The following is a 22,121-nucleotide window of genomic DNA, read 5'->3' on the forward strand; positions in this document are numbered from 1 at the left end:
GCGAAGGCAGGCGGTTTGGCCCGAAAAGTTACAATTGCCCCTTGCGAATGCGACAGGTCTTCGGTATAGTTCATATTCGCGCTTCGGAAGAAGCCGTGTGCCAACGTGGCTCAGCTGGTAGAGCAGCGCTCTCGTAAAGCGCAGGTCACCGGTTCGAATCCGGTCGTTGGCTCCACGAATGTACGAGGGTTCCGCAAGGGGCCCTCTTTTCGTGTATGGGGTGACAGGGCCGCTGAGCGCTTCGCGTTTGAGGTATGTGACGCGCCCTTCGGGCGCTTCCTATGAGGTGCGGAGCTTTCGCTTCGCGCTACAAGTTCTTGCTGCAAGCCTGATTTGCTTGCTGGGCATATTTCGCAGCAACCGCAATTCGTGGCCTCGAGCGAAAGCTCGACACTAAATAGAAAGCGCCGTAGGTGCGCCACTGTCTTTGCCGAACGCTTGCAGGCCCAAAAGTATGTGAGCGCTTCTCGCGTAAAAAGGGGGTCGAGCGTTCGCTCGACCCCCTTTTTTTGCTTCGTCCTACTTCGCTCCTAGCTTTCCGCACATGAAGGCGTTTGCTGCTTGCTCGGGCGCGTCGTCAAGCGGCGTCAGCGTCAACGGCTCTTTGCCGGTGCGCTTCGCGTGGCGCTCGAGTGCGCGTTCAAGCAGCCAATCGGCAATCTGCGGGTTCTTCGCCAGCAGCGGTCCGTGCAGGTACGTGCCCAGCACGTTTTTGTAACGCACGCCGTCCTGCTTCGTTTCCTCGTTGTTGCCCAGGCCCGTGTTCGAAACCACGGTGCCGAACGGTTCCACACCCTCGTCCAGGTACGTGCGGCCGGCGTGGTTCTCGTAGCCTACCACCGGCGTATCGGAAAGCGGGCTGCGCAGGGCGATATTGCTGACCAAGCGGTCGGCTGACGTGCCGGGGCGCCCGGTGGTCATGCCGACAAGCCCCAGGCCAGGCACCTTTTCGCCGTCGACCAGCCATTCGCGTCCCAACATCTGATAGCTGCCGCAAATGGCCAGAAGCGGGCCGCCGTCCTGCACGTATGCGTCCAGGTCATCGCGCATGGCCACGATATCGGCGCTTGCCAGTTTCTGTTCGCGGTCGGGGCTGCCGCCCATCATGATCAGGTCGACGCCGGCAAGGTCCACGCTGTCGCCGTGGCACACGCGGCGAACCTCAACGGGAATGCCGCGCCAAGCCAGGCGCTGTTCAAGCACGCGCACGTTGCCGCCGTCGCCGTACAGGTTCAGCAGGTCGGGGAACAGATGCGCGATAACCACGGGCGCGCCCTTGACGCTTTCGCCATCGGCGCTTGCCGCCTCTGGCCCCGCCTGCTCGCCAGTTGCCTTCGCGCCGTAATCGCGTGGCCGCGGCGCATCGCCAGGCGCGGGTACAACCTCTCCACCTGCGGAAACGACTGCATCAAGTGCGGCCTTGCATCCCGGCAGCGACGTGTAGTTCGCGATGATGTACGCGCTTACCTCGCGCGGCTGCTGCGCAATGCGCGCTAGCAGGTCGTCCGCGTCCTCCACCACTTCGGCGGCAATGCCGGCGTACTTCAGGCGCACGGCCATGTCGCGACCGCGGATGCCGCCGGCGTACGCTACCAGCGGGCCGGCCTGCGCCAGCTCCTCGAAGTCGATGTCCCACAGCCACGACACGTCGTGCCCGTCGGCCTCCTTGTCGTTGATGAAGAACGCCATCACCTTCGGCGTGGGGTCCTGCGCCACGATTTTCAGGTTCTGATTGAAGCCGGTGGGGTTTTTGGCGAGGTTCAAAAGTACGCGACGCCCCGCCAAATCGTAGGTTTGCAGGCGCCCGTTTTGTGGGTCGAACGCATCGATGGCGCCCTGCAACGCCTCGTTCGTGCAGCCCAGCAAGCTTGCCGCCACGCCTACGGCCGCCAGATTGTACACCATGTACGCTCCGGAAAACGGCGCGGAAACAGAAAACGCGCCCGCGCGCCCGCCGTCTGCAGCACCCGGTTTCACCAGGGAAAACGCCAGCCCTGTAGCGTCAAGCTTCACGTTTTCGGCCGCAAAGTCCAGTGTCGGCCGCGCGAACCCGCACTTCGGGCAGTGCCACTTGCCCAGCTGTCCGTACTGGCGCCAGTCATACTCGAACATGGCGGAGCAGCGCTGGCACATGGTGGCGTCGGTGACGGTGTTTTGCGCCAGCCCCATGCTCTCGCTCACGCCGAACGCGATGGAGCGCGTGTGCTCGCGCCCGGGCAGCTGCGCGGCGCGGTCGGCAATCGACGCGCACAGCGGATCGTCGGCGTTGTACACCAGCACGGTTTTCGGTGAGCTTCCCAGCGCGCCCACGATGCTGTCCTGGATGCGGTCGATTTCGCCGCAGCGGTCCAGCTGATCGCGGAACAGGTTCAGCAGCAGCACGTAATCGGCCTGCAGCTGCGGCAGAATCTTCGCCAACCACAGCTCGTCGGACTCGAAGATGCCCCAATCGGCCGCGCCGGCATGCAGCAGCGCCGTGGACACGCCCGAGTCCAGGTTCGCGCCCGTACGGTTGCAAACAACATGTTGACCTGCGCGTTCGAGCACGTCGGCCAGCAAGTTCGTCACCGTGGTCTTGCCGTTGGTGCCCACAATGCACACGCTTCCGCGCCCCAGCTTTCCGCGCAGGTGCGCAATAAGCTGCGGGTCCACGTACAGGGCAACCTTGCCGGGGAAGTTCGCGGCGGGCCGGCGGAACACGTTTTTCAATCCCCACGTGGACACGGCGCTCACGGCGCGCGCGGCGGTGAATTTCAAGCCCATGGTTTCCTCGCTTAAACTCGGTTTCGTTGCTGCCAGTATATCGCCCGCGCCGCCTGCCGCCTGCCGCCTGCGCTGTTCAACGTTAAAAGACCGAGAAGTTTTCTTACAGCTTGCCGGGTGCAAAACCAGTTTTGCTATAGTTACCACTTGCGCGCAAAAGTGAGGAACGCGCCAAGAAGAAAGAAGGATCCGTGGAAAACAACGCAATAAAGGCGGTGGGACGTGGATACTAGCCAAATCATCTCCGTCGCCGTTTTCGTGGTGGCCATGATCGCCATCATGACCGAGAAGGTGCACCGTGCGCTCGTGGCCATCACCGGCGCCATGCTGCTGCTCATCCTGCACATCATGCCGTTCGAAACGGCCATCGGCCACATCGACTTCAACACGCTCGGTGTGCTGTTCGGTATGATGTTGTTCGTGGCCGTGGTGAAGCAATCGGGCGTGTTCGAGTTTCTAGCCATTAAGTGCGCGCGCCTGGCCAAGGGCAACCCCTGGACCATCATGGTGCTGTTTGTCCTGCTCACTGCCGTGCTTTCCGCGTTCTTGGATAACGTCACCACCGTGCTGCTTATCGGCCCCATGACCATCACCGTGTGCCGCTTGCTCGACATCGACCCCGTGCCGTTCTTCATGACGCAAATCTTGGCGTCGAACATCGGCGGCACGGCAACGCTTATCGGCGACCCGCCGAACATCATGATCGGCTCCGCCGCCGGCTACACGTTCGCCGACTTCATCGCGTACGACGCCCCGGCCGTAATCATCATTTTGGCCGCTGTCATCGGCGTGTTCTACGTGATGTATGGGCGCAAGATTTCCGCGAACGAAGAGCATCGCAAGGCCATCATGGAACTTGACGAGAACGACTACATCAAGGACCGCCGCCTGCTGCACATCAGCGTTGCCATGGTAGCGCTGGTGGTCATCGGCTTCATGACCCACGGCTCGCTTGGCCTGGAGTCCTGCGTCATCGCGCTTGCCGCCGCCGGCCTGATCCTGCTGATTTCCGGCGAAAGCATCGAGGAAGCGCTGCACGGCGTTGAATGGACCACGCTGTGCTTCTTCGCTGGCCTGTTTATCATCGTTGGCGCCATGTCCGAAACGGGCGTCATCGGCATGCTGGCCCAGGGCCTCATCGACGTGACGGGCGGCAACCTCATGATCACCATGCTTGCGGTGCTGTTCGGCTCGGCTGTCATCTCCAGCTTCCTGGACAACATTCCGTTCGTGGCCACCATGATCCCGATTATCCTGACGCTTGAGGCCGACGGCCTCGACGGCACGGCGCTGTGGTGGGCCCTGTCGCTGGGCGCTTGCCTGGGCGGCAACGGTACGCTCATCGGCGCGTCGGCTAACGTGGTGCTGTCCGATATCAGCAAGAAGTTCGGGCATGAGATCACGTTCATGCAGTTCTTCAAGCGCGGTTTCCCGATCATGTTGTTCACGGTGGCCATCGCCGCCATCTACATGGTCATCCGCTTCCCGGGCGGCTAGCGAAGCCGTTAACCTTGCATGCTGATCGAACGGCGGGTCGTCTGCGACGGCCCGCCGTTTTTGCACTCTACGACAAGGGGACAGGTCGTTTGTCAGGCGGATAGCCCTTTGGGACCGACTTCGCAGGGAAGAGCGAAAGCTCTTCCCCGAATAGAAAGCGCCGAAGGCGCGCCTTCCGGCTTTGGACACTTCGCGTTCCTGTGGTCATTTCCCGCAGAGGATGTGGGCTGGCTTGCACCTGGCTCTGGCGCCGTCAAAATGGCCCTATGGAAAACAAACGCACACGCAACGGGCGCGACCGTCAAGGCGCGGGCCGTGCAACAACAAACCAACCCTCTTCTACCCGTCGCGCAACGGCTTCCGAAGTTCGCGCGCAGGACCGCTACGCGCGCAGCCGCTACGGCGCACAGCCCGCAAACCCCACGAAGCGCACGGCTACCAGCCAGCCCGCCGCAGACGACGCCGCGGCGCAGCGCCTTTCGCGCGACGAATACGCGAAAACCCACAAGCACAAAAAGCACGGCAAGCTGTTCTACGCCGGCATCGCAGCGCTTGCCGTCGTGCTCATCGGCGCGGGCGCAGCGTTCGCGTACGTGCAGGTGCTTTCCGGGAATCTGCATGCCGGCCTGGGCAACGTGGGGCAGTACCTCGTGAAAACGAACATGACGAAAGAGCCGTTCTACATGCTGCTTATGGGCACCGACGGCTCGGCCGAGCGCGACGAGTCCGGCGATTTCGGCGACAGTTACCGCACGGACAGCATCATGCTTGCGCGCATCGACCCGGTGGGCAAGAAGGTCACGCTGGTGTCGCTGCATCGCGATACCATGGTTGACATGGGCGAATACGGCGTGAACAAGCTGAACGCCGCGCACGTGTTCGGCGGCCCGGCGCTGTCCGTGCAAACGGTTTCCCGGCTGGCGGGCGTGGACATCTCGCATTACGCGGAAATCAACTTCGACGGCTTCCACGAAATCGTCGACGCGCTTGGCGGCATCGAGGTTGACGTCCCCATGACCATCGATGACGAAGACGCGGGCGGCCATCTTGATGCCGGCTTGCAAACGCTCAACGGCGACCAGGCGCTTATCCTGTGCCGCGCGCGCCATGCGTACGACGAAATCGGCCCGGGCGACGAATATCGCGCCGCCAACCAGCGCCTTGTCATATCGGCCATCGCGAAGAAGCTGCTTTCGGCCGACGCGGCGTCCATGGCCTCGACGGTCCAGGCTCTTTCGAAATACGTCACCACTGACCTGGGCGTCACCGACATCATCGGCCTTGCGCAGGCCATGCAGGGCCTTGACCCGTCCACGGACATCTACTCGGCCATGGAGCCTACCACCTCGGAATACATCGACGGCGTGTGGTACGAAATCAACAACACTGCCGAGTGGAAGGCCATGATGAAGCGCGTTGATTCGGGCCTGCCGCCTACGGACGGCGACGTCGTCGACAAAACATCGGGTACCATCCTGGCCACCACGGGCGACGGCGGGGCCACAAGCGCGGGCACGGCGGGCGACGGCACGGGCGCGGTCAAGCGCGGCGGTACCGTGGCCATCCGCAACGGCAACGGCGTTTCAGGTGCCGGCTTCGACGCCACCGAGCGCATCCAGGGCCTTGGCTACAGCGTGAACACCAGCAATGCCGACAACTTCGACTACCGGGAAACACTGGTCGTCTACAACGACCCGGCAGATAAGGAAGCGGCCGAAGCCATCGTGAAGGCCCTCGGCGTAGGAAAAGCAGAGCAAAACGCCAACACCTACCTCTTCGAAGAAGACTTCCTCATCGTTTTAGGCGCGGACTGGCAGTAGGTGGGTTTCGCCGTTCTGTCGAACGGCGAATTGACTCGACGCTGCGGGACCCTGTGGCACGCCGTCTTGCACCTCAACTGCGCAGGTGGGTTACACGCTCGCGATGCTCCAATCGCCGAGCAGCAGGCCCTTCGCCAGCCCTAGAACCGCGATGTGGGCGGGGTAGTACGCGTAGAAGAACCACTTCATGGGCCGCCCGCGGCCGCCGTTGTAGGCCCACAGCAGCGGGATGGTCGCCGTGCACCCTGCCAGCGGATACAGCGCGAACGCAAGGTTTTGCAGCAACGGCACGGCAAGAAGCTGCTCAAGCGCGGGCAGGCCGTTTGCCGCAATGGGCAGCAGCGCCGAATACGCGATGCGCCGCCGCTGGTCGGCAACTACGCGCAGCACCATGACCATGCACGGCGCCAAAATGCCCCAATCGCACGTAACGGTCAGGGCCGTGACCAGCACAAACACCATCCAAAACCGCATGCGCGACGCCATATGGTCGTACGCGTACAAAAGCCCCAGGCACACAAGCAGCGTGAACAGCACGTTGAGCCCCGGGCTCAGAAACATCCCGAACGGCACCTGCGCTACCAGCGCGAACACCAGCAGCCGCCGTGCATAGCGCGCAACGTTCGACGTGTGCCGATAGCCCTCTACCAGTAGAAACGCCATGATGGGAAACGTTAGCCCACCGAAACCGAACAGCACGCACAAAACCTCGGGCGGCAGATAATCCCAATATATGTAGCAGGCATGGTTGCACGTCATGCCGACGATGGCCAGCACTTTGAGCGGAAACGCGGTAAGCCCTCGGTTTTGTGGGGCGTTCGCGGGAGAAGTTGTGGATGCGTGTTGTATCATGCGGCAAGTATACTCGACCTTCCTCGCGCCGCGCCAAGATGCGGCGCGGTCATCATGCGGCCTGCACGCCGCGCAAGGAGGAACCTATGGCAGCAATCATCAACCCGCGCAAGGTGGCCATCGTCGGCTGCGGCTTCGTCGGCTCGGCAAGCGCCTTCGCGCTCATGCAGTCCGGCCTGTTCGCCGAGATGGTGCTCATCGACGTCGACCGCGATCGCGCCGAGGGCGAGGCGCTCGACATCGCCCACGGCATGCCGTTCGCCAGCCCCATGAACATCTACGCCGGCGACTACACCGACATCGACGACGCGGCCATCACCGTCATCACCGCCGGCGCGAACCAGGCGCCTGGCGAAACGCGTCTTGACCTGGTGAACAAGAACGTCGCCATCTTCAAATCCATCATCCCGCAGATCGCCGAGCGTGACTACCAGGGCATCCTGCTGGTGGTGTCCAACCCCGTCGACATCCTCACGTACGTCACGCTCAAGCTCTCAGGCATGCCGGCCAACCGCGTGCTCGGTAGCGGCACCACGCTCGACACCGCACGCTTCAAGTGCGCCCTCGGCGAGCACCTTGGCGTCGACCCGCGCAACGTGCACGCGCGCATCATCGGCGAGCACGGCGACAGCGAAATCGCCGCATGGAGCCTGGCGAACATCTCGGGCATCCCGCTGGACACGTTCTGCGAGCTGCGCGGCCGCACCAATCGCCAAGAGGACATGGACCGCATCGCCGAGGACGTGAAGAACGCCGCGTACGAGATCATCAAGAAGAAGCGCGCCACGTACTACGGCATCGCCATGACGGTCAAGCGCATCTGCGAGGCCATCACCCGAGATGAGAAGCCGATTCTGCCCGTGTCGAACTACCTTGACGGCGACTACGGCCTGCACGACATCGTGCTGTCCATGCCCGCCGTCGTCGGCAAAGACGGCATCGAGTACAAAGTGCCCATCACCTTGAATGAGAAGGAAACCGCCCAGCTCAAAGAGTCGGCGGCAACTCTGCGCGCCGTCATCGACAAGCTGGACCTGTAGCGCTCGCGCACAATGCACCCGCAACCGCGCCTGCACGCCGACAACCCGCCGGAGCGCGGGCGCTTGCTTTTCTGCATGAGTCATCAACCGGCCCCTTTTCGCCCCGAACGCCCACCGGTTTACTTCTCGGTTCACAACTCCATCACACAGAAATGCCCATTTGGGGCGCCACGGAGTGGGTTTGCTAAAATGTTCGTTACTTACGCAGAAAGAAGGTGCTCATGCTGTCTGGAGATATGGAAAAGCTTTATCCCTCCGCCAAAACGTTGGTGAAGGACTGCGTTGCCAGCCGCCTTCACGCAAAAGACGCGACGCTGTACAACTTTTCCGACGAAGCGCAGGAGTGCGCACAGAATTATATGGGCTGGGCTGACCTTGCAAGCAACCCGCCGTACCCCTTGCACGAAATTCAAAACTTCGCTGATTCCATTATTGCCCAGGGCTTGAAATCGGTGGTCCTCATCGGCCAAGGCGGCTCCACGCAGGCGCCCATGACCATCACGAAGTACCACAAGCCGGACTCGTCGCTGGTGCAATTCCGCACGCTCGACTCCGATTCGCCGGTGCGCGTGCGCGGCATTCTGTCGGAAATCGACCCCCGCACCACGCTGTTCATCGTATCCTCGAAGTCGGGCGGCACCATCGAGCCGCGTTTGGCTCTGCGCGCCGTGCGCGACGCGTTGGCTGGCCAAATCACGAATGAGGAGCTGGTGCAGCACCTGGTTGCCATCACCGATCCCGGCTCCAAGCTGGAGCAACAGGCTCGCGAAGAGGGTTGGGCTGCCGTATTCTCCGGCGAACCCACCGTTGGCGGCCGCTTCAGCGCGCTGTCCGTGTTCGGCCTGCTGCCCGCCGCGCTTGTTGGCATCAACCTGGAAGAGTTCATGGCGCACGCCCTTGAGGCCGAGCGCGCTTGCAGCGAGGACGCCATCGACAACCCCGCCATCGGCTTGGCGGCTTTCCTGTACGACAACTACCTGCAGGGACGCAACAAGTTCAGCTTCCTCACGCAGAAGCGCGGCCGCGTGCTTGGCCTGTGGATCGAGCAGCTTGTTGCCGAAAGCGTCGGCAAGAACGGCCAGGGCATCCTGCCGAACATCGAAATCGACACGCTGCTGCTCAAGAAAGACCCGGGCGACCGCAGCGTCATCATGTACCAAACGAAGAACGACCTGTGGGACGAGCGCCACAACTTCGAGATGAGCCTGTCCTACATCGATCCCACCATCCCGCGCGCCGCGTTCAAGATTGAATCGGTGTACGAGTTGCCCGAGCACTTCATCATGTGGGAGTACGCCATCGCCATGTGCGGCTACCTCATGAAGGTGTGCCCGTTCGACCAGCCCGACGTGGCGTCGGCGAAGGCTTGCGTGCTCGACATTCTGCGCGACGGCCAGCCCGAGCCCGACTACGTGCAGGACTTCATCGACGACGTGCACATGGGCCAGGTCGAGGTGCGCCAGGCCCCGTGCTTCAAGGACTGCACCGACGTGCGCGCCTCGCTGCGCGCGCTGCTCGGCAGCATCCAGCCGGGCGATTTCTTCGCGCTGAACGCGTTTCTCCCGTTCACGGGCGAGGGTCGTCGCGAGGCACTCGAGTCCATTCGCCACGGCGTTGCCGAGAAGTTCCGCATGGTGTCGTGCCTGGAAGTTGGTCCGCGCTACCTACATTCCACGGGCCAGCTGCAAAAGGGCGGCCCGAACTGCGGCGTGTTCCTCATCTTGTCCGCTGACGAGCTGAAGGACATTCCGCTGAAGGAAGAAGCCGAAAGCCTTGGCTCGCTGGCGAAGGCGCAGGCTTCGGGCGACTTGGTCACGCTTGCCGGTCGCGGTCGCCGCTGCGTGCACCTGCACCTGCCCGACAACTCCGGCGTTACGCTGCGTGCGCTGGCCGAAGTTGTGTGCGACATTCTGGAAGAGCTTCCGCAGGCGTAAAGGGCCGACGCGAAGGCGCGGCGCTATTGGCGCGCGAGGCTCGCTGCTGGATACGAAAAGGCGCGTCGACTTGGTCGATGCGCCTTTTGCTTTACGGTTTTGGCTCGAATGGGCAATTTTTGACAGCAGCGCGCGAAACTCAAGCGAAAAGGCGCTGTCGGAGAATCAGACGTCAATAAAGGGGTTGATCATGGTCGAGGCGCTCGACATTCAGGTGAAAGGCATCGTACAAGGGGTGGGCTTTCGGCCCTTCGTGTATCGCCTTGCGAAGAAATACCTGCTCAACGGCTGGGTTCTCAACGCCACAGAAGGTGTGTTCATCCATGCCGAAGGCGAGGCGAACCTGCTGGACAAGTTCGTCACCGAACTGCATATGAACCCCCCAAGCGCGGCGAAGGTCAAGGAAATCGACCTGAACGAAGTGCCGCTGCAAGGCTTCACCACGTTCGAGATTCGCTTCTCGGACGAGCACGCGGCGCAACAGACCACGCTCGTGTCGCCCGACCTTGCCACGTGCGACGACTGCCTGTCCGAGCTGTTCAACCCCAACGACCGCCGCTTCCGCTACCCGTTCATCAACTGCACGAACTGCGGCCCTCGCTTCACCATCATCGACTCGCTGCCCTACGATCGCCCTGCAACGTCCATGAAGGATTTCCCCATGTGCCCGCGTTGCGCCGCGGAATACGCCGACCCGCTCGACCGCCGTTTCCACGCGCAGCCCGATGCGTGCTGGGAATGCGGCCCGCACATCTCGTGGAGCGTAACGGGGGAGACAAACCAGGAAATCATCTGGGGAAACACGCGCGAAGCATCCGACGCCATCTTCGCTGCGGCCGTGCGCATGCTGCTTGATGGAGGCATCGTTGCGGTGAAGGGGCTTGGCGGGTTCCATCTGGTATGCGATGCCACGAACCCCGAAGCGCTTGCGAAGCTGCGCCAGCGCAAGCGCCGCTGGGGCAAGGCGTTCGCCGTTATGGTGGCCAGCGCCGACGAGGCGCGCCGCGTGTGCCACGTTGACCAGGTGGAGCAGGGCGTGCTGGAGTCGACGAAGCGCCCCATCGTGCTGCTGCGCAAGCGCCAGGAAGCGCATTTCGCCGCCGGCCTTGCCGACAAGCTGCCCGAGCTGGGCGTCATGCTGCCGTGCACGCCCGTGCAGCACCTTTTGCTGCACGATTTCACGCAGGCGCTGCAGGCGCAGCGCGGCGCCGATACGCTGGCCATGCTCGTTATGACTTCGGGCAACCTGCACAACGAGCCTATCGTCACCGATGATGCCCAGGCGCGCCAGAAACTTGCCGGCATAGCCGATGCCGTGCTGGGCAACAACCGCGCCATTCTCTCGCGCTACGACGACTCGGTGGTGCGCGTCATCCAGGCAGGTGGCGAGCAAGCCATCCAGTTCGTGCGCCGCGCGCGCGGCTACGCGCCGCTGCCCCTGCCGTTGGAGTGTCCCGAAGCGCAGCCCAAGCAGGAAACGCTGCTGGCGGTAGGCCCCGAGCAGAAGGCCACGTTCGCGCTGGTGCGCGCCGCCGCGGCCGACGACCAGCAACCCGATGCGTTCGTGTCGCAGCACATCGGCGACGTGGAAAACGCGGAAACCTATGATGCGTGGCTTGAGGCGAAATCGCGCTACGAAAGTCTGTTCCAGGAGCGTCCCGCGCGCCTTGCGTGCGACAAACACCCGGAGTACCTTACGAGCAAATGGGCCCGCGAACAGGCGCAACGTAACAAACTGCCGCTTGTGGAAGTGCAGCACCACCATGCGCACGTCGCCTCGGTGCTGGGGGAGAACAACCTGTTCGGCCCCGTGTGCGGCATCGCGTTCGACGGCACGGGCTACGGCGCCGACGGCAACATCTGGGGCGGCGAGGTGCTGCTGGCCAACCAGCAAACCTACGAGCGCTTCGCGAACTTCGCCTACGTTCCCATGCCCGGAGGCGCGGCGGCCGTCCGCAACCCGCTGCGCATGGCGTATGGCGTGCTGCATGAGTTCGACCTGCTTGAACACGCGGGTGCGGCAGACGTGCTGGAGGCGCTGGGGGAGCAGGCCGACGTGTGCGCCCAAATGATCGAGCGCGGCCTGAACACACCGTACACCTCGTCGGTCGGCCGTCTGTTCGACGCTGCCAGCGCCATCCTGGGCATTTGCCCGCAGCCCACGTACGAAGGCCAGCCCGCCATCGAGCTTGAGGCCGCCATGGGCTTCGCGCCCGCCGAGCTGCCGATAACCGATGCCTACCATATAGATGTCGTGAAGAACACGGCCACGGAAACCAGCACGGCACTTGACACATCGGTGCTGCTGTTCGACGCCGCGCCCGCATTCGCCGCGCTGCTTGACGACAAGGCCGCGGGCGTTCCCGTGCCCGTCATGGCGCGCCGCTTCCACGATGCGTTCGTGCGCGCAGCTGTTATGGCTGCTCAGCTGGTCGAAAGCCTGTACGGTATCACCACGGTGGCGCTGTCGGGCGGCGTGTTCCTCAACCGCTACCTCATCGAGCATGCCGCAGAAGCGCTGCAAAATGCTGGCTTCACCGTGGCGCTCAATCGCGACCTGCCGCCCAGCGACGGCTGCATTTCCTATGGCCAGGCTGTGGTAGCATGGGCAGCGAATAAGACGAGCGAACCTGCCGGCGAATAACCGCAAACGGCGTCGGCAGCGCAACAGAAAGAAAGAAGGCAACGCATGTGCCTAGCAATTCCCGCGCAGATCACGCAGCTTGACGGCGACGGCCTGGCAACCGTCGACATCCTTGGCGTGACGCGCAGCATTTCTCTCGACCTTACGCCGCAGGCCGGCGTCGGCGATTTCGTCCTGGTGCACGCCGGGTTCGCCATCGAGGTGGTGGACCCCGATTACGCGCAAGAAACCATTGATCTCATCAGGGAATTCCCTGATCTTGCCGGCGACGAGCTGCCCGCTGAGGCCAAAGACGTCGCAGCCACCATGGCTGGCTAGTCAGCTGAAAAGCACCCAGGCTACGCAATCGAGGCGCGCAACAACGCCCTCGGCTGCGTAGCCTTCCTTGTTATGTCCACAACGCTGCGCCGCCGCAGGGCGCTGCAGCGCCGTCCGTTCGCGGCGCACTGCCGCCGAAGTTAAAGGCTCCACATGACCGAACTCAACAACATTCACCATTCGCGCACCGTCGACGCACCCACCATGCAGCAGGAGCTGGCGGCGTTCAAAGACCCGAAGCTGGCGCGCGGCCTTATCGATTCCATCAGCAAGCTGACCCCGGCCGGCGGTGCCACGCTTATGGAGGTGTGCGGCACGCATACCGTGGCCATCGCGCGCAACGGCATCCGCAACCTCATGCCCGAAGGTGTGCGCCTGGCGTCTGGCCCCGGCTGCCCCGTGTGCGTCACCTCGAACCGCGACATCGACACGGTTATCGCGCTTGCGCGCATCCCCGGCGTCACCATTGCCACGTTCGGCGACATGACGCGCGTGCCCGGCAGCACATCAAGCCTACTCAAAGAGCAGGCGAACGGCCGCAGCGTCGAAATCTGCTACTCGCCGCTTGATGCGCTGACGTTGGCGAAGCAACGCCCCGACCAGCAAATCGTGTTTGTGGGCGTGGGCTTCGAAACCACCACGCCGCTGGTGGCCATGGCCATCAAGCGCGCCGCGGCTATGGGGCTGGAAAACTTCAGCGTATTCGCCGCTCACAAAAACATGCCCGGCGCGCTGGAAACGCTGGTGAACGACCCCAGCCTGAAAATTGACGCACTCATTTTGCCTGGTCACGTCAGCACCATTATCGGTACAAAGCCCTACGAGTTCCTGGCGAAGAAATACGGCATCCCCGGCGTCGTCACCGGTTTCGAACCTGTTGACGTGTTGCAGGGCATTGCCATGATCATGCGTCAGCTGCACGAAGGTCGCGCCGACATCGAAATCGCATACGCGCGCGGCGTCATGCCGCAGGGCAACCCCGTTGCTATGGCCGCCATCGACGAGGTGTTCGAAACCTGCACGGCAACTTGGCGCGGCATGGGGGAGATTCCCGGCAGCGGCTACCGCATTCGCCCCGAATACGCTCAGTTCGACGCTGTGCGGCGCTTCAGCCCCAGCGTCGAGTCTACCATCGAACCGAAGGGATGCCGCTGCGGCGACGTGCTGCGCGCCCGCATGGCGCCGAACGAGTGCCCGCTGTTCCGCAAGGTGTGCACGCCGGAAAACCCCGTCGGTCCCTGCATGGTCAGCAGCGAAGGCAGCTGCGCCGCCTACTTCCGCTATTACTAAGGCTCGAAAGTGGCGCAGTATCGAAACCATGGATCAGCAAGACAAAAGCCCGGTCGTGTGACCGGGCTTTTTGCAGCGACATTTCGGACCTGTATGAAAAAAATGCATAAAGCGGCAAAAAATTCGAATATTTTGCAATTGTGCATGAAAACAAGGGAAATCAGCGTATAACGGGTCGTTTCGCACCGCCTGCCGGGCAAAATTGCCCGTTCGGACCCAAAACTCAAAAAGCGCAACGCTCGGCTAGAAATTCAAAATTCATCGACTCAGCTTATGAAAACCGCATTTTTGATTGGTTGTGCAAACTATTTCATGTTTTTCGAAGTCGTACTTGACGAAGGAAATGCATGCGACTTCGATTCCATCCTGCGTTTACAGGTGACAAATGGTACAAACGCAAAAAATATCCAATAATCGCGCCAAAACTGCATAACAAAGTATTTCGACTTTGTTACACACTTTTGTGCACCTGCATAATTTACTTGTGCAAAATGTTCAATTTCCTGAATAAATCGCCTATTGCAGCCGCACAACGAAGGTGATATAACTGTCACGTCGGCAAAACCGGAACATGCGAAACGAAACGAACTTAAAGGGTTGCCAAGTGATTTTTCCCTCTCAGTGAATTTCACATCAAATGGCCGGAAAAGCCTAAAGGTACACAATAGGTAGTGTGCATCGTCGAAGGTGTAGGAAGCACCTTCAAAGAAAGGAGACAGTCATGGCGAAGATTGTCAACTCTTGGAACGACTGGGATCCGTTGAAGCGCGTCATCGTTGGCCGCTGCGACAACTCGATGATCCCGCCCGAGGAGCCCGCGACCTCTGAGAAGGTGCCGGTCGACTCCGAGATGCGCGGCATGTGGGGCCTGCGCCCGCTGCGCACCGTCGAGCGCGGCAACGAGTGCCTCGAGAACCTGGTCAAGGCCGTCGAGGAGCGCGGCGTGGTCGTCGACCGCCCGACGCCCCTGCAGTGGAACCAGGCCATCGGCACGCCGGACTTCCGCAACGACTCCATGATGACCTGCATGCCTCCGCGCGACATCCTGCTGACCGTCGGCAACGAGATCATGGCCTCCGCCAACTCCTTCCGCTGCCGCTACTTCGAGTACCTGGCCTACTGGCCGCTCATGAAGCAGTACTTCGACGAGGACCCCGAGTTCCTGTGGACCCAGGCCCCCCGTCCCCGCCTGACCGACGCTTCCTACAAGCACAACTACTACGACGAGAAGATCACCCTCGAGGAGCGCCTCGTCCGCACCGCCAACAAGGACTTCGTGACCACCGAGGTCGAGCCGATGTGGGACGCCGCCGACCTCATGCGCATGGGCAAGGACATCTTCATCCAGCACGGCCTGACCACCAACCGCACGGCCATGGAGTGGTTCCAGCGCTACTATCCCGAGTACCGCATCCATGCGATGAACTTCCCGGGCGACCCCTACCCGATCCACATCGACGCCACGTTCGTGCCGCTGCGCCCGGGCCTGATCATCAACAACCCGCACCGTCACCCGGCCGAGGGCCAGCGCGACATCTTCGAGGCCAACGACTGGCAGATCGTCGACGCCGCCCAGCCCGCCCATGACGAGCCGCCCGCGCTGTGCTACAGCTCCGTGTGGCTGTCCATGAACTGCCTGGTGCTCGACCCCTCCACGGTCATCGTCGAGGCTTCCGAGGTCAACCAGCAGGAGCAGATGGACCAGCTGGGCATGAACGTCATCCCGGTCGACCTGCGCGACGCATACCCCTTCGGCGGCGGCCTGCACTGCTCCACCGCAGACGTCTACCGCGAGGGCGAGTGCCTCGACTACTTCCCGAACCGCGTCAAGGACTGCACGCTCATCCACCCGGAGATGTGGGAGGACTAGGCTATCTGCCTAAACCAGAACCTACTCAAGTAGGGCTCTGAACAAATAATAGAAAGGGGCCTGGCACGACAAGTTCAGCCAGGCCCCTTTTTTAAGTTCGCCATCCAATCAGCCACAAAGGGTTTTCGATTCGACTGGACAAGATTGAGCTTAACAATTGGATATTAATATGAGCACGAAATAGTTTGGTCAGAACCGAAATTGGGTGAATTGGAGGCACCCTGTACATGCTACTGGTTTTTAAGGAGGAACCAATGGCAGAAGAGAACAACACTGTGGGCCAAGGGGACGGCTCCCGGGAATATCAGATGAACCGTAAAATGGGCACTATTTTCATGCTTATTTCCGCTACGGGCATGGGTTTGGTGCCGCTGTTCAGTCGCTGGGCTACGCGTACTGACATGTTTGACGCTACTCAGGGTCTTAACGGCTCCGACTCTGTCGGCGCAATTATGGCGCTTGGTCGTATGGCCATGGGCGTGGTGTTCTTCTTGATTCTGATGGTTGCCACTCATAAGGTTGCCACCTTCAAGAAGCTCAAGCTTACTCCTGCAATCGCACTGGGTGGCTTGATGATTGGCATGTCCTTGGCCTGCTATGTTACCTCCACGCTGATGACCACCGTTGCAAATGCCGTTATGTTCATTTATACGGGTCCCGTTATCTGCGTGCTGCTTGCACGAATCTTCCGCAAAGAGCCGATGAGCCCACTGCAATGGGTTTGCCTTTGCATCGTGTTTGTAGGCATGCTGTTCGGTGAGAGCCTTCTTGGCTTTGGCGTTGGTGGAAACGCATTTGGCCTTGACTTCAACCTGGCTCCTTCCACTCCGGAGTTCCCGCAGAAGATGGTCGGTGACATCTTCGGCCTGCTTTCCGGCGTGTTCTATGGCGCTTCCATGTTCTTCAACGGCTATCGTAAGGATGCGGATACTACCGCTCGCGGCGTGTACAACTTCATCTTCGCTGTTATCGGTGCGGGTGCCGTCGCAATCCTGATGAACATTGTCGGTATGGCCACGGGTCAGACCAACTGGATCACCGAGATCCACTTCACGGCTTTCAACTGGGTGGGCGCTGTCCTTCTGTGGATCGTGTGCGGTCCTATCGCTCTGGGCTGCCTGCTGGTCGCTGGCCGCAACTTGCCGGCTATGGACTACAGCACCATCGCTTACTGGGAGGTCCCTGTTGCTCTGTTCATCGGCCTGGTAGTGTTCAGCGAGCCTGTTACGCTTAACACTGCAATCGGCATTATCTTGATCGTTGGCGGCGGCGCATTCCCGACCGTCAAGGCTATGATTCAGGGTTCGAGGATGGAGAAGCAGCAGAAAGTCGCTGAGCATCTGTCCGAACGTCTTGAAGAAGAGGCTGCCAAGGAAGAGGAGCGCTAGAGCATCTCTAACGCTGACGTAAGGGCCTTTGAAAGGAGGCTGCGTCATGAAGGTTACGAATCGTCTAACCCATATCGCTACGAAGGTCAACTTTGAAGCTGCAATGACCGAGGACCAGCTGAAAGCTGCGTTTGAGTCGAAAGACCTTGCCAGTTTCCCCGCTATGCTCGACATCAAGGAGCGCACGGAAGAGCACGTGCAAATGCTGTCTCTTGATGATCTGCTCTCTTTCGCGAAAGCGTCTGGCGTTGCGGCAGTGACGTTTGATGTGACGTATTTCCCGCATGCTGACGATGCTGAGGTTGCTCGCCAGCTTAGGGGTTTGGCTAGCGATCTGGATATCAGCGCAGACGTTATCAAGGACGTATGCGCAGCCGAAATTCAGGAATACCTGGATCTTGACGCAAAGCGCGACGCTGACGTCCCAGTGCATAGCATCGTTGAATGCTATGTCGGCGGTACGGCGTTCGCGTGGTATGGTTTGAGCGACTACCCGCGCCTGAAGCGCGTGGTGCTCGAAAAGCTTGCGCATGGCGGGCAAAAGGCGAAGCGTGACTTTGTGCTGCGCGCCAGCCGTGCACAGGTAGAATTGATGGATGATGAGGATATGCCTGCAGACATTGTGCTGCGGTAATGTTCGCGTGGTGGATTGCGCCTCTATGAGGGAGGGCGCAATCCACTTTTTTAATCGGAAGCGGAACGTAACTTGAGGGATAGCGTTTCGCCTGATGGGATGCCTATGAAACGGCGAATCATAGGAGGGGCATCCCGGTAAAGGAGGGCTAGCAATGGGGATTTTTGCTGCCATTGGCCTAGGGTCGTGTCCGTGCGATCTGAAGTGGTTCCAAGGTGATTTCCATGACAGATAGCGCTCAGGCAACTGCCGCAGAACAGCGGCGCACCGTCCGCAAAGTCGCAACGGCGTCGTTCTTCTGCAACTTCATCGAGTGGTTCGACTATGCAACTTACTCGTATTTTGCGGTCGTCATCGCGCAGGTTTTCTTCCCGAACGACGACCCGGCTCTCGCGCTGATCCAAACGTTCGCAGTGTTCGCGCTGTCGTTTTTGCTGCGACCCATCGGCGCAATCTTTTGGGGGAACATGGGCGACAAGAAGGGTCGTAAGTGGTCGCTTACCGTGTCCGTGTTCATGATGGCTGGCGCCACGTTCTGCATCGGCCTGTTGCCCGGCTATATGGCGTGGGGCATGGCCGCTCCGGCGCTGCTGCTGTTGCTGCGCATGATTCAAGGCTTTTCCGCATCCGGCGAGTATGCGGGCGCTGCAACGTTTTTGGCAGAATACGCACCCACCGACAAGCGCGGCATGTACTGCTCGATCGTTCCCGCTTCCACCGCCATTGGCTTGCTGGTGGGCAGCGCGTTTGCAACGGTCATGTACACCATCATGCCGGAAGCTTCTGTTAACGAGTGGGGTTGGCGTATTCCGTTCATCTTGGCAGGTCCTTTGGGAATTGGTGCCTACTTCGTGAACATCCAGCTTGAGGATTCCCCCACGTATCAGGCCATGCAGCGTGCACTGAAAGACGCCGAGGCTTCCGGCGCGGCCGGCGCCCCCGAGCGTCCCATCCATTGCTTGTTCACCAAGCATCTGCGTAAACTCATCATTTCCATCGGTGCGGCAATGCTCAACGCCGTCGGCTTCTACGTGGTGCTCACGTACTTGCCCGTGTACCTGGAAACGGCCGTTATGATGCCGAAGAACGAGTCTTCGCTTATCACCACCATTGCGCTGATCACGTATGTGGCGTTCATCTTCGCCAGCGGGCATCTGTCCGATAAGTTCGGTCGCAAAAAGATGCTTATCACCGCATGCGTAGGCTTCATCGTGTTCACCATCCCGGCGTTTATGCTGCTGAACACGGCGAACTTCGTAACGGTGCTCGTGGTGGAACTGATCATGTGTCTCATTCTCACCATCAACGACGGTACGCTTTCCAGCTACTTGAGCGAGACGTTCCCCACGCAGGTGCGCTACTCGGGCTTCGCGCTCAGCTTCAACGTGGCGAACGCCCTATTCGGCGGCACGGCTTCGTTCATCTGCACGTCGCTGATCACGGTGTCGGGCTCGAACATGGCTCCCGCGTTCTATATGGTGGGCGTGTCCTGCATCGCGCTGGTTGCCATGATCTTGTCGCACGAGCACTCAAACAAAGATCTGTCCGAGATCTAGAAATCGGACGTGGCTACAGGCCCGTTTCCTCCTAGCGGGCCCGTAGTCAAAGGCAAGGGTTCTAGGGGTTGCTGCCAGCGCAATCGGCTGGTTCGGGGTGCGAAAGAGAACGTTTCCCCAGGTGGCATATTGCTAAATGGTAACAACCCGGAAACCTGCCGCAAACACACGAGGTGCGCACGGTACTATTTCCTTATCTGTTCAGTATTCGGTTTGCTGATGCTGGCAAGCCTTCAGGTAAGGAGGTTGTGATGCAGCAATTCATCGCTTCCAAAGGGGAAGTCGATGAAGTCCGTGTGCACGCAGCCGGCTTGCGTCATAAGGCTGCTGCAAAGTTATTAGGGGATTATCATGAATGCTGACTCTGGCAGACCTACGAACCAAGAACTGACCATTTCCGAGGCCGAGAAACATAAGACGCTAAAGAAGGTTGTGTTCTCGTCGTTCTTAGGCAACTTCATCGAGTGGTTCGATTATGCAAGCTACTCGTATCTGGCAACGGTTCTGGCCCTGGTGTTCTTCCCGGGCGAGGATAAGATGGTTGCCACCATGATGACGTTCGGCGTGTTCGCGCTGGCGTTTCTGGTGCGCCCGCTTGGCGCAATCTTCTGGGGAAACATGGGCGATAAGAAAGGCCGCAAGTGGGCCTTGTCCACTTCCATCCTGCTCATGTCTGGCGCAACGTTCCTAATTGGCTGCCTTCCCGGCTACGCCATGCTGGGAATCGGTGCTCCGCTTCTGCTGCTGTTGCTGCGCATGGTGCAAAGCTTCTCCGCGTCGGGCGAGTACGCGGGTGCTGCAACGTTCATTGCGGAGTATTCACCGAAGGAGCATCGCGGCTTCTACTGCTCCATGGTGCCGGCGTCTACGGCCGTCGGCCTGTTAATCGGCTCGCTGTTCGCAACGTGGATGTTCAACACGTTCGGCGCAATGTCCGAGTTCGTTGTTGACTGGGGCTGGCGCATCCCGTTCTGGCTGGCTGGTCCGCTCGGCTTCATCACGCACTACATCCGCGAGCATCTGGAAGACTCTCCGGTGTATGCGCAGATGCAGGCTGACCTGGCCGAAAAGGGCATGAAGTCCGAAGATAAGCCCATCCGCATGCTGTTCAAGAAGCATTTCCGCGTGCTGGTCATCTCGTTTGGCGCGTGCGTGCTGAACGCTGTGGGCTTCTACGCCGTGCTGACGTATCTGCCGAACTACCTTGAGGCTACACTGAATTACGACGCCGCTTCCGCGTCTATCATCACCACTATCGTGCTGGTGGTGTACATCGGCTTTATCTTCCTGTCCGGGCGCATTTCCGACAAGTTCGGCCGCAAGAAGATGCTCATCGGCGCGTGCGTGGGCTTCATCGTGTTCACCATCCCGGCATTCTGGTTGCTGAACAGCCTGGACTTCTTCACCATCCTGGTGGTGGAGCTGGTCATGTGCCTGCTGCTTACTATCAACGACGGCACGTTGTCCAGCTACCTGTGCGAAACGTTCCCCACTGACGTTCGCTACTCCGGCTTTGCGCTCAGCTTCAACCTGGCGAACGCCATCTTCGGCGGCTCCGCGTCGTACATCTCGTTCGCGCTCATCGAGCTTACGGGCGACGCCATTGCCCCGGCGTACTACATGGTGTTCATCGCAATCCTGGCGTTGGTTGCCATGATTGCCTCGCACGAGCATACCGGCAAGGATTTGTCTGAAGTATAACGTGAATCGCTCGTAATGATTTGCCTTGCGAATGCCGCCCGAATGCATGAATTCGGGCGGCATTTTCGTATAATGGGCGGTGGTGGTTTTCGCTAAGAGGGGGACGAACATGGGCGAGGCAAACCAAACTCCAAAATCGTTGAAAGCGCAGATTACGCGCACATCTTTGGTGCTTGCCGCGGCGGCGCTACTGCGCGAGCAGGGGCCGAAGGCGGTAACGTATCGCAAAGTTGCCCAGTGGGCTGGTGCGGCGTCGTCGTCGGTGGGTTACTACTTCGAATCTACGAACCAACTGTTGTACGAGGCGGGCCGTTACAACATTCAGCTATGGGCCGAACGCGCCGAGAATTCTGCTACCACGGCCGAATCCATGGACCAGGCCGATTGCCGCAAGCATCTGGTGAACCTGCTTATCAGCGCTAGCCTGCCCGACGACTCCGTGAACCCGGCTGCGCACTACATGCAGCTGCTGGCGGCTTCCGAATCAGAAGACGTTACCGAGGCATACCGCAATGGTCGCGTGCAGCTTGACCAGGCGGTCGGGCGCATCCTGAAGCATGCGGGCGTGGACATGCCGTCGCACATCGTCGGCGCCGTGGTCGACGGCGCGGCGGTTACGGCCGTCTCCGAGGGCCGCGATGTCCGCGAACTGGCGGCCGGGCTGCTGAAAGACGTGCTGGCAGCGTTTGATCGTGACGAATAAAGCAAGCTTGTATTCTATTGCCGCCTGCGCATCTAGTAGGCGGCATGTTGGTTTTACGCCTGGCTAAGCAATGCGGTTTGAAGCTGCATGCTAAAGCGCTCGTGGAAAACC

The 22,121-nt window shown here is 60.5% G+C and carries 15 protein-coding genes and 1 tRNA gene; 14 read left to right on the plus strand and 2 right to left on the minus strand.

Annotated features, from left to right (window positions below):
• Positions 1-99: 99 nt before the first annotated feature.
• A tRNA-Thr gene (locus ET524_RS04855) sits at positions 100-175 on the plus strand.
• Between the two features lie 344 nt (positions 176-519).
• Here ET524_RS04855 and ET524_RS11925 read toward each other — a convergent pair.
• Positions 520-2,763 (minus strand): MurT ligase domain-containing protein, encoded by a 2,244-nt coding sequence (locus ET524_RS11925; protein WP_129423709.1) that lies wholly within the window; start codon positions 2,761-2,763, stop codon positions 520-522.
• Positions 2,764-2,985: 222 nt separating this feature from the next.
• On the opposite strand from ET524_RS11925, the gene ET524_RS04865 reads away from it, so the two are divergent.
• Together ET524_RS04865 and ET524_RS04870 are read left to right on the plus strand one after the other, a co-directional pair.
• Positions 2,986-4,260 (plus strand): ArsB/NhaD family transporter, encoded by a 1,275-nt coding sequence (locus ET524_RS04865; protein ID WP_129423711.1) that lies wholly within the window; start codon positions 2,986-2,988, stop codon positions 4,258-4,260.
• A 266-nt stretch (positions 4,261-4,526) separates the two neighbouring features.
• A complete protein-coding gene (locus tag ET524_RS04870) occupies positions 4,527-6,080 on the plus strand; it encodes an LCP family protein (RefSeq protein ID WP_129423713.1) in 1,554 nt (517 codons plus the stop codon).
• Positions 6,081-6,170: 90 nt separating this feature from the next.
• Here the strand turns inward: ET524_RS04870 and ET524_RS04875 are convergent, their stop codons facing one another.
• Positions 6,171-6,932, minus strand: a complete 762-nt coding sequence (locus ET524_RS04875) for a TraX family protein (RefSeq protein ID WP_129423715.1) — start codon at positions 6,930-6,932, stop codon at positions 6,171-6,173.
• A gap of 86 nt (positions 6,933-7,018) precedes the next feature.
• Here ET524_RS04875 and ET524_RS04880 point away from each other — a divergent pair, with 86 nt between their 5' ends.
• The 11 genes from ET524_RS04880 (at position 7,019) to ET524_RS04930 (ending at position 22,010) form a co-directional block, all read left to right on the plus strand.
• Complete coding sequence (locus ET524_RS04880; protein ID WP_129423717.1) at positions 7,019-7,972, plus strand: L-lactate dehydrogenase; 954 nt, start codon at positions 7,019-7,021, stop codon at positions 7,970-7,972.
• Positions 7,973-8,193: 221 nt separating this feature from the next.
• Complete coding sequence (locus tag ET524_RS04885) at positions 8,194-9,906, plus strand: glucose-6-phosphate isomerase (protein WP_129423719.1); 1,713 nt, start codon at positions 8,194-8,196, stop codon at positions 9,904-9,906.
• A gap of 190 nt (positions 9,907-10,096) precedes the next feature.
• A complete protein-coding gene (gene hypF, locus ET524_RS04890; protein ID WP_129423721.1) occupies positions 10,097-12,550 on the plus strand; it encodes a carbamoyltransferase HypF in 2,454 nt (817 codons plus the stop codon).
• Between the two features lie 45 nt (positions 12,551-12,595).
• Positions 12,596-12,868, plus strand: coding sequence for a HypC/HybG/HupF family hydrogenase formation chaperone (locus tag ET524_RS04895; protein WP_129423723.1), 273 nt, complete (start codon positions 12,596-12,598; stop codon positions 12,866-12,868).
• 153 nt (positions 12,869-13,021) lie between these two features.
• Positions 13,022-14,158 carry a hydrogenase formation protein HypD gene (gene hypD / locus ET524_RS04900; RefSeq protein WP_129423725.1) on the plus strand — a complete coding sequence of 379 codons (1,137 nt, stop codon included), beginning with the start codon at positions 13,022-13,024 and terminating at the stop codon, positions 14,156-14,158.
• Between the two features lie 721 nt (positions 14,159-14,879).
• A complete protein-coding gene (locus ET524_RS04905) occupies positions 14,880-16,028 on the plus strand; it encodes a serine/threonine protein kinase (RefSeq protein ID WP_129423727.1) in 1,149 nt (382 codons plus the stop codon).
• Positions 16,029-16,282: 254 nt separating this feature from the next.
• The gene (locus ET524_RS04910; RefSeq protein ID WP_129423729.1) at positions 16,283-17,416 is read left to right on the plus strand and encodes a DMT family transporter; all 1,134 of its coding nucleotides are present in this window, start codon (positions 16,283-16,285) and stop codon (positions 17,414-17,416) included.
• Between the two features lie 46 nt (positions 17,417-17,462).
• A complete protein-coding gene (locus tag ET524_RS04915; RefSeq protein WP_129423731.1) occupies positions 17,463-18,050 on the plus strand; it encodes a hypothetical protein in 588 nt (195 codons plus the stop codon).
• 224 nt (positions 18,051-18,274) lie between these two features.
• Complete coding sequence (locus ET524_RS04920; protein ID WP_129423733.1) at positions 18,275-19,606, plus strand: MFS transporter; 1,332 nt, start codon at positions 18,275-18,277, stop codon at positions 19,604-19,606.
• A gap of 351 nt (positions 19,607-19,957) precedes the next feature.
• Positions 19,958-21,307 carry an MFS transporter gene (locus tag ET524_RS04925; RefSeq protein ID WP_129423735.1) on the plus strand — a complete coding sequence of 450 codons (1,350 nt, stop codon included), beginning with the start codon at positions 19,958-19,960 and terminating at the stop codon, positions 21,305-21,307.
• A 109-nt stretch (positions 21,308-21,416) separates the two neighbouring features.
• Complete coding sequence (locus ET524_RS04930; RefSeq protein WP_129423737.1) at positions 21,417-22,010, plus strand: TetR/AcrR family transcriptional regulator; 594 nt, start codon at positions 21,417-21,419, stop codon at positions 22,008-22,010.
• Positions 22,011-22,121: the final 111 nt, after the last annotated feature.

Source organism: Senegalimassilia faecalis, from assembly GCF_004135645.1.
Classification (GTDB): Bacteria; Actinomycetota; Coriobacteriia; order Coriobacteriales; family Eggerthellaceae; genus Senegalimassilia; species Senegalimassilia faecalis.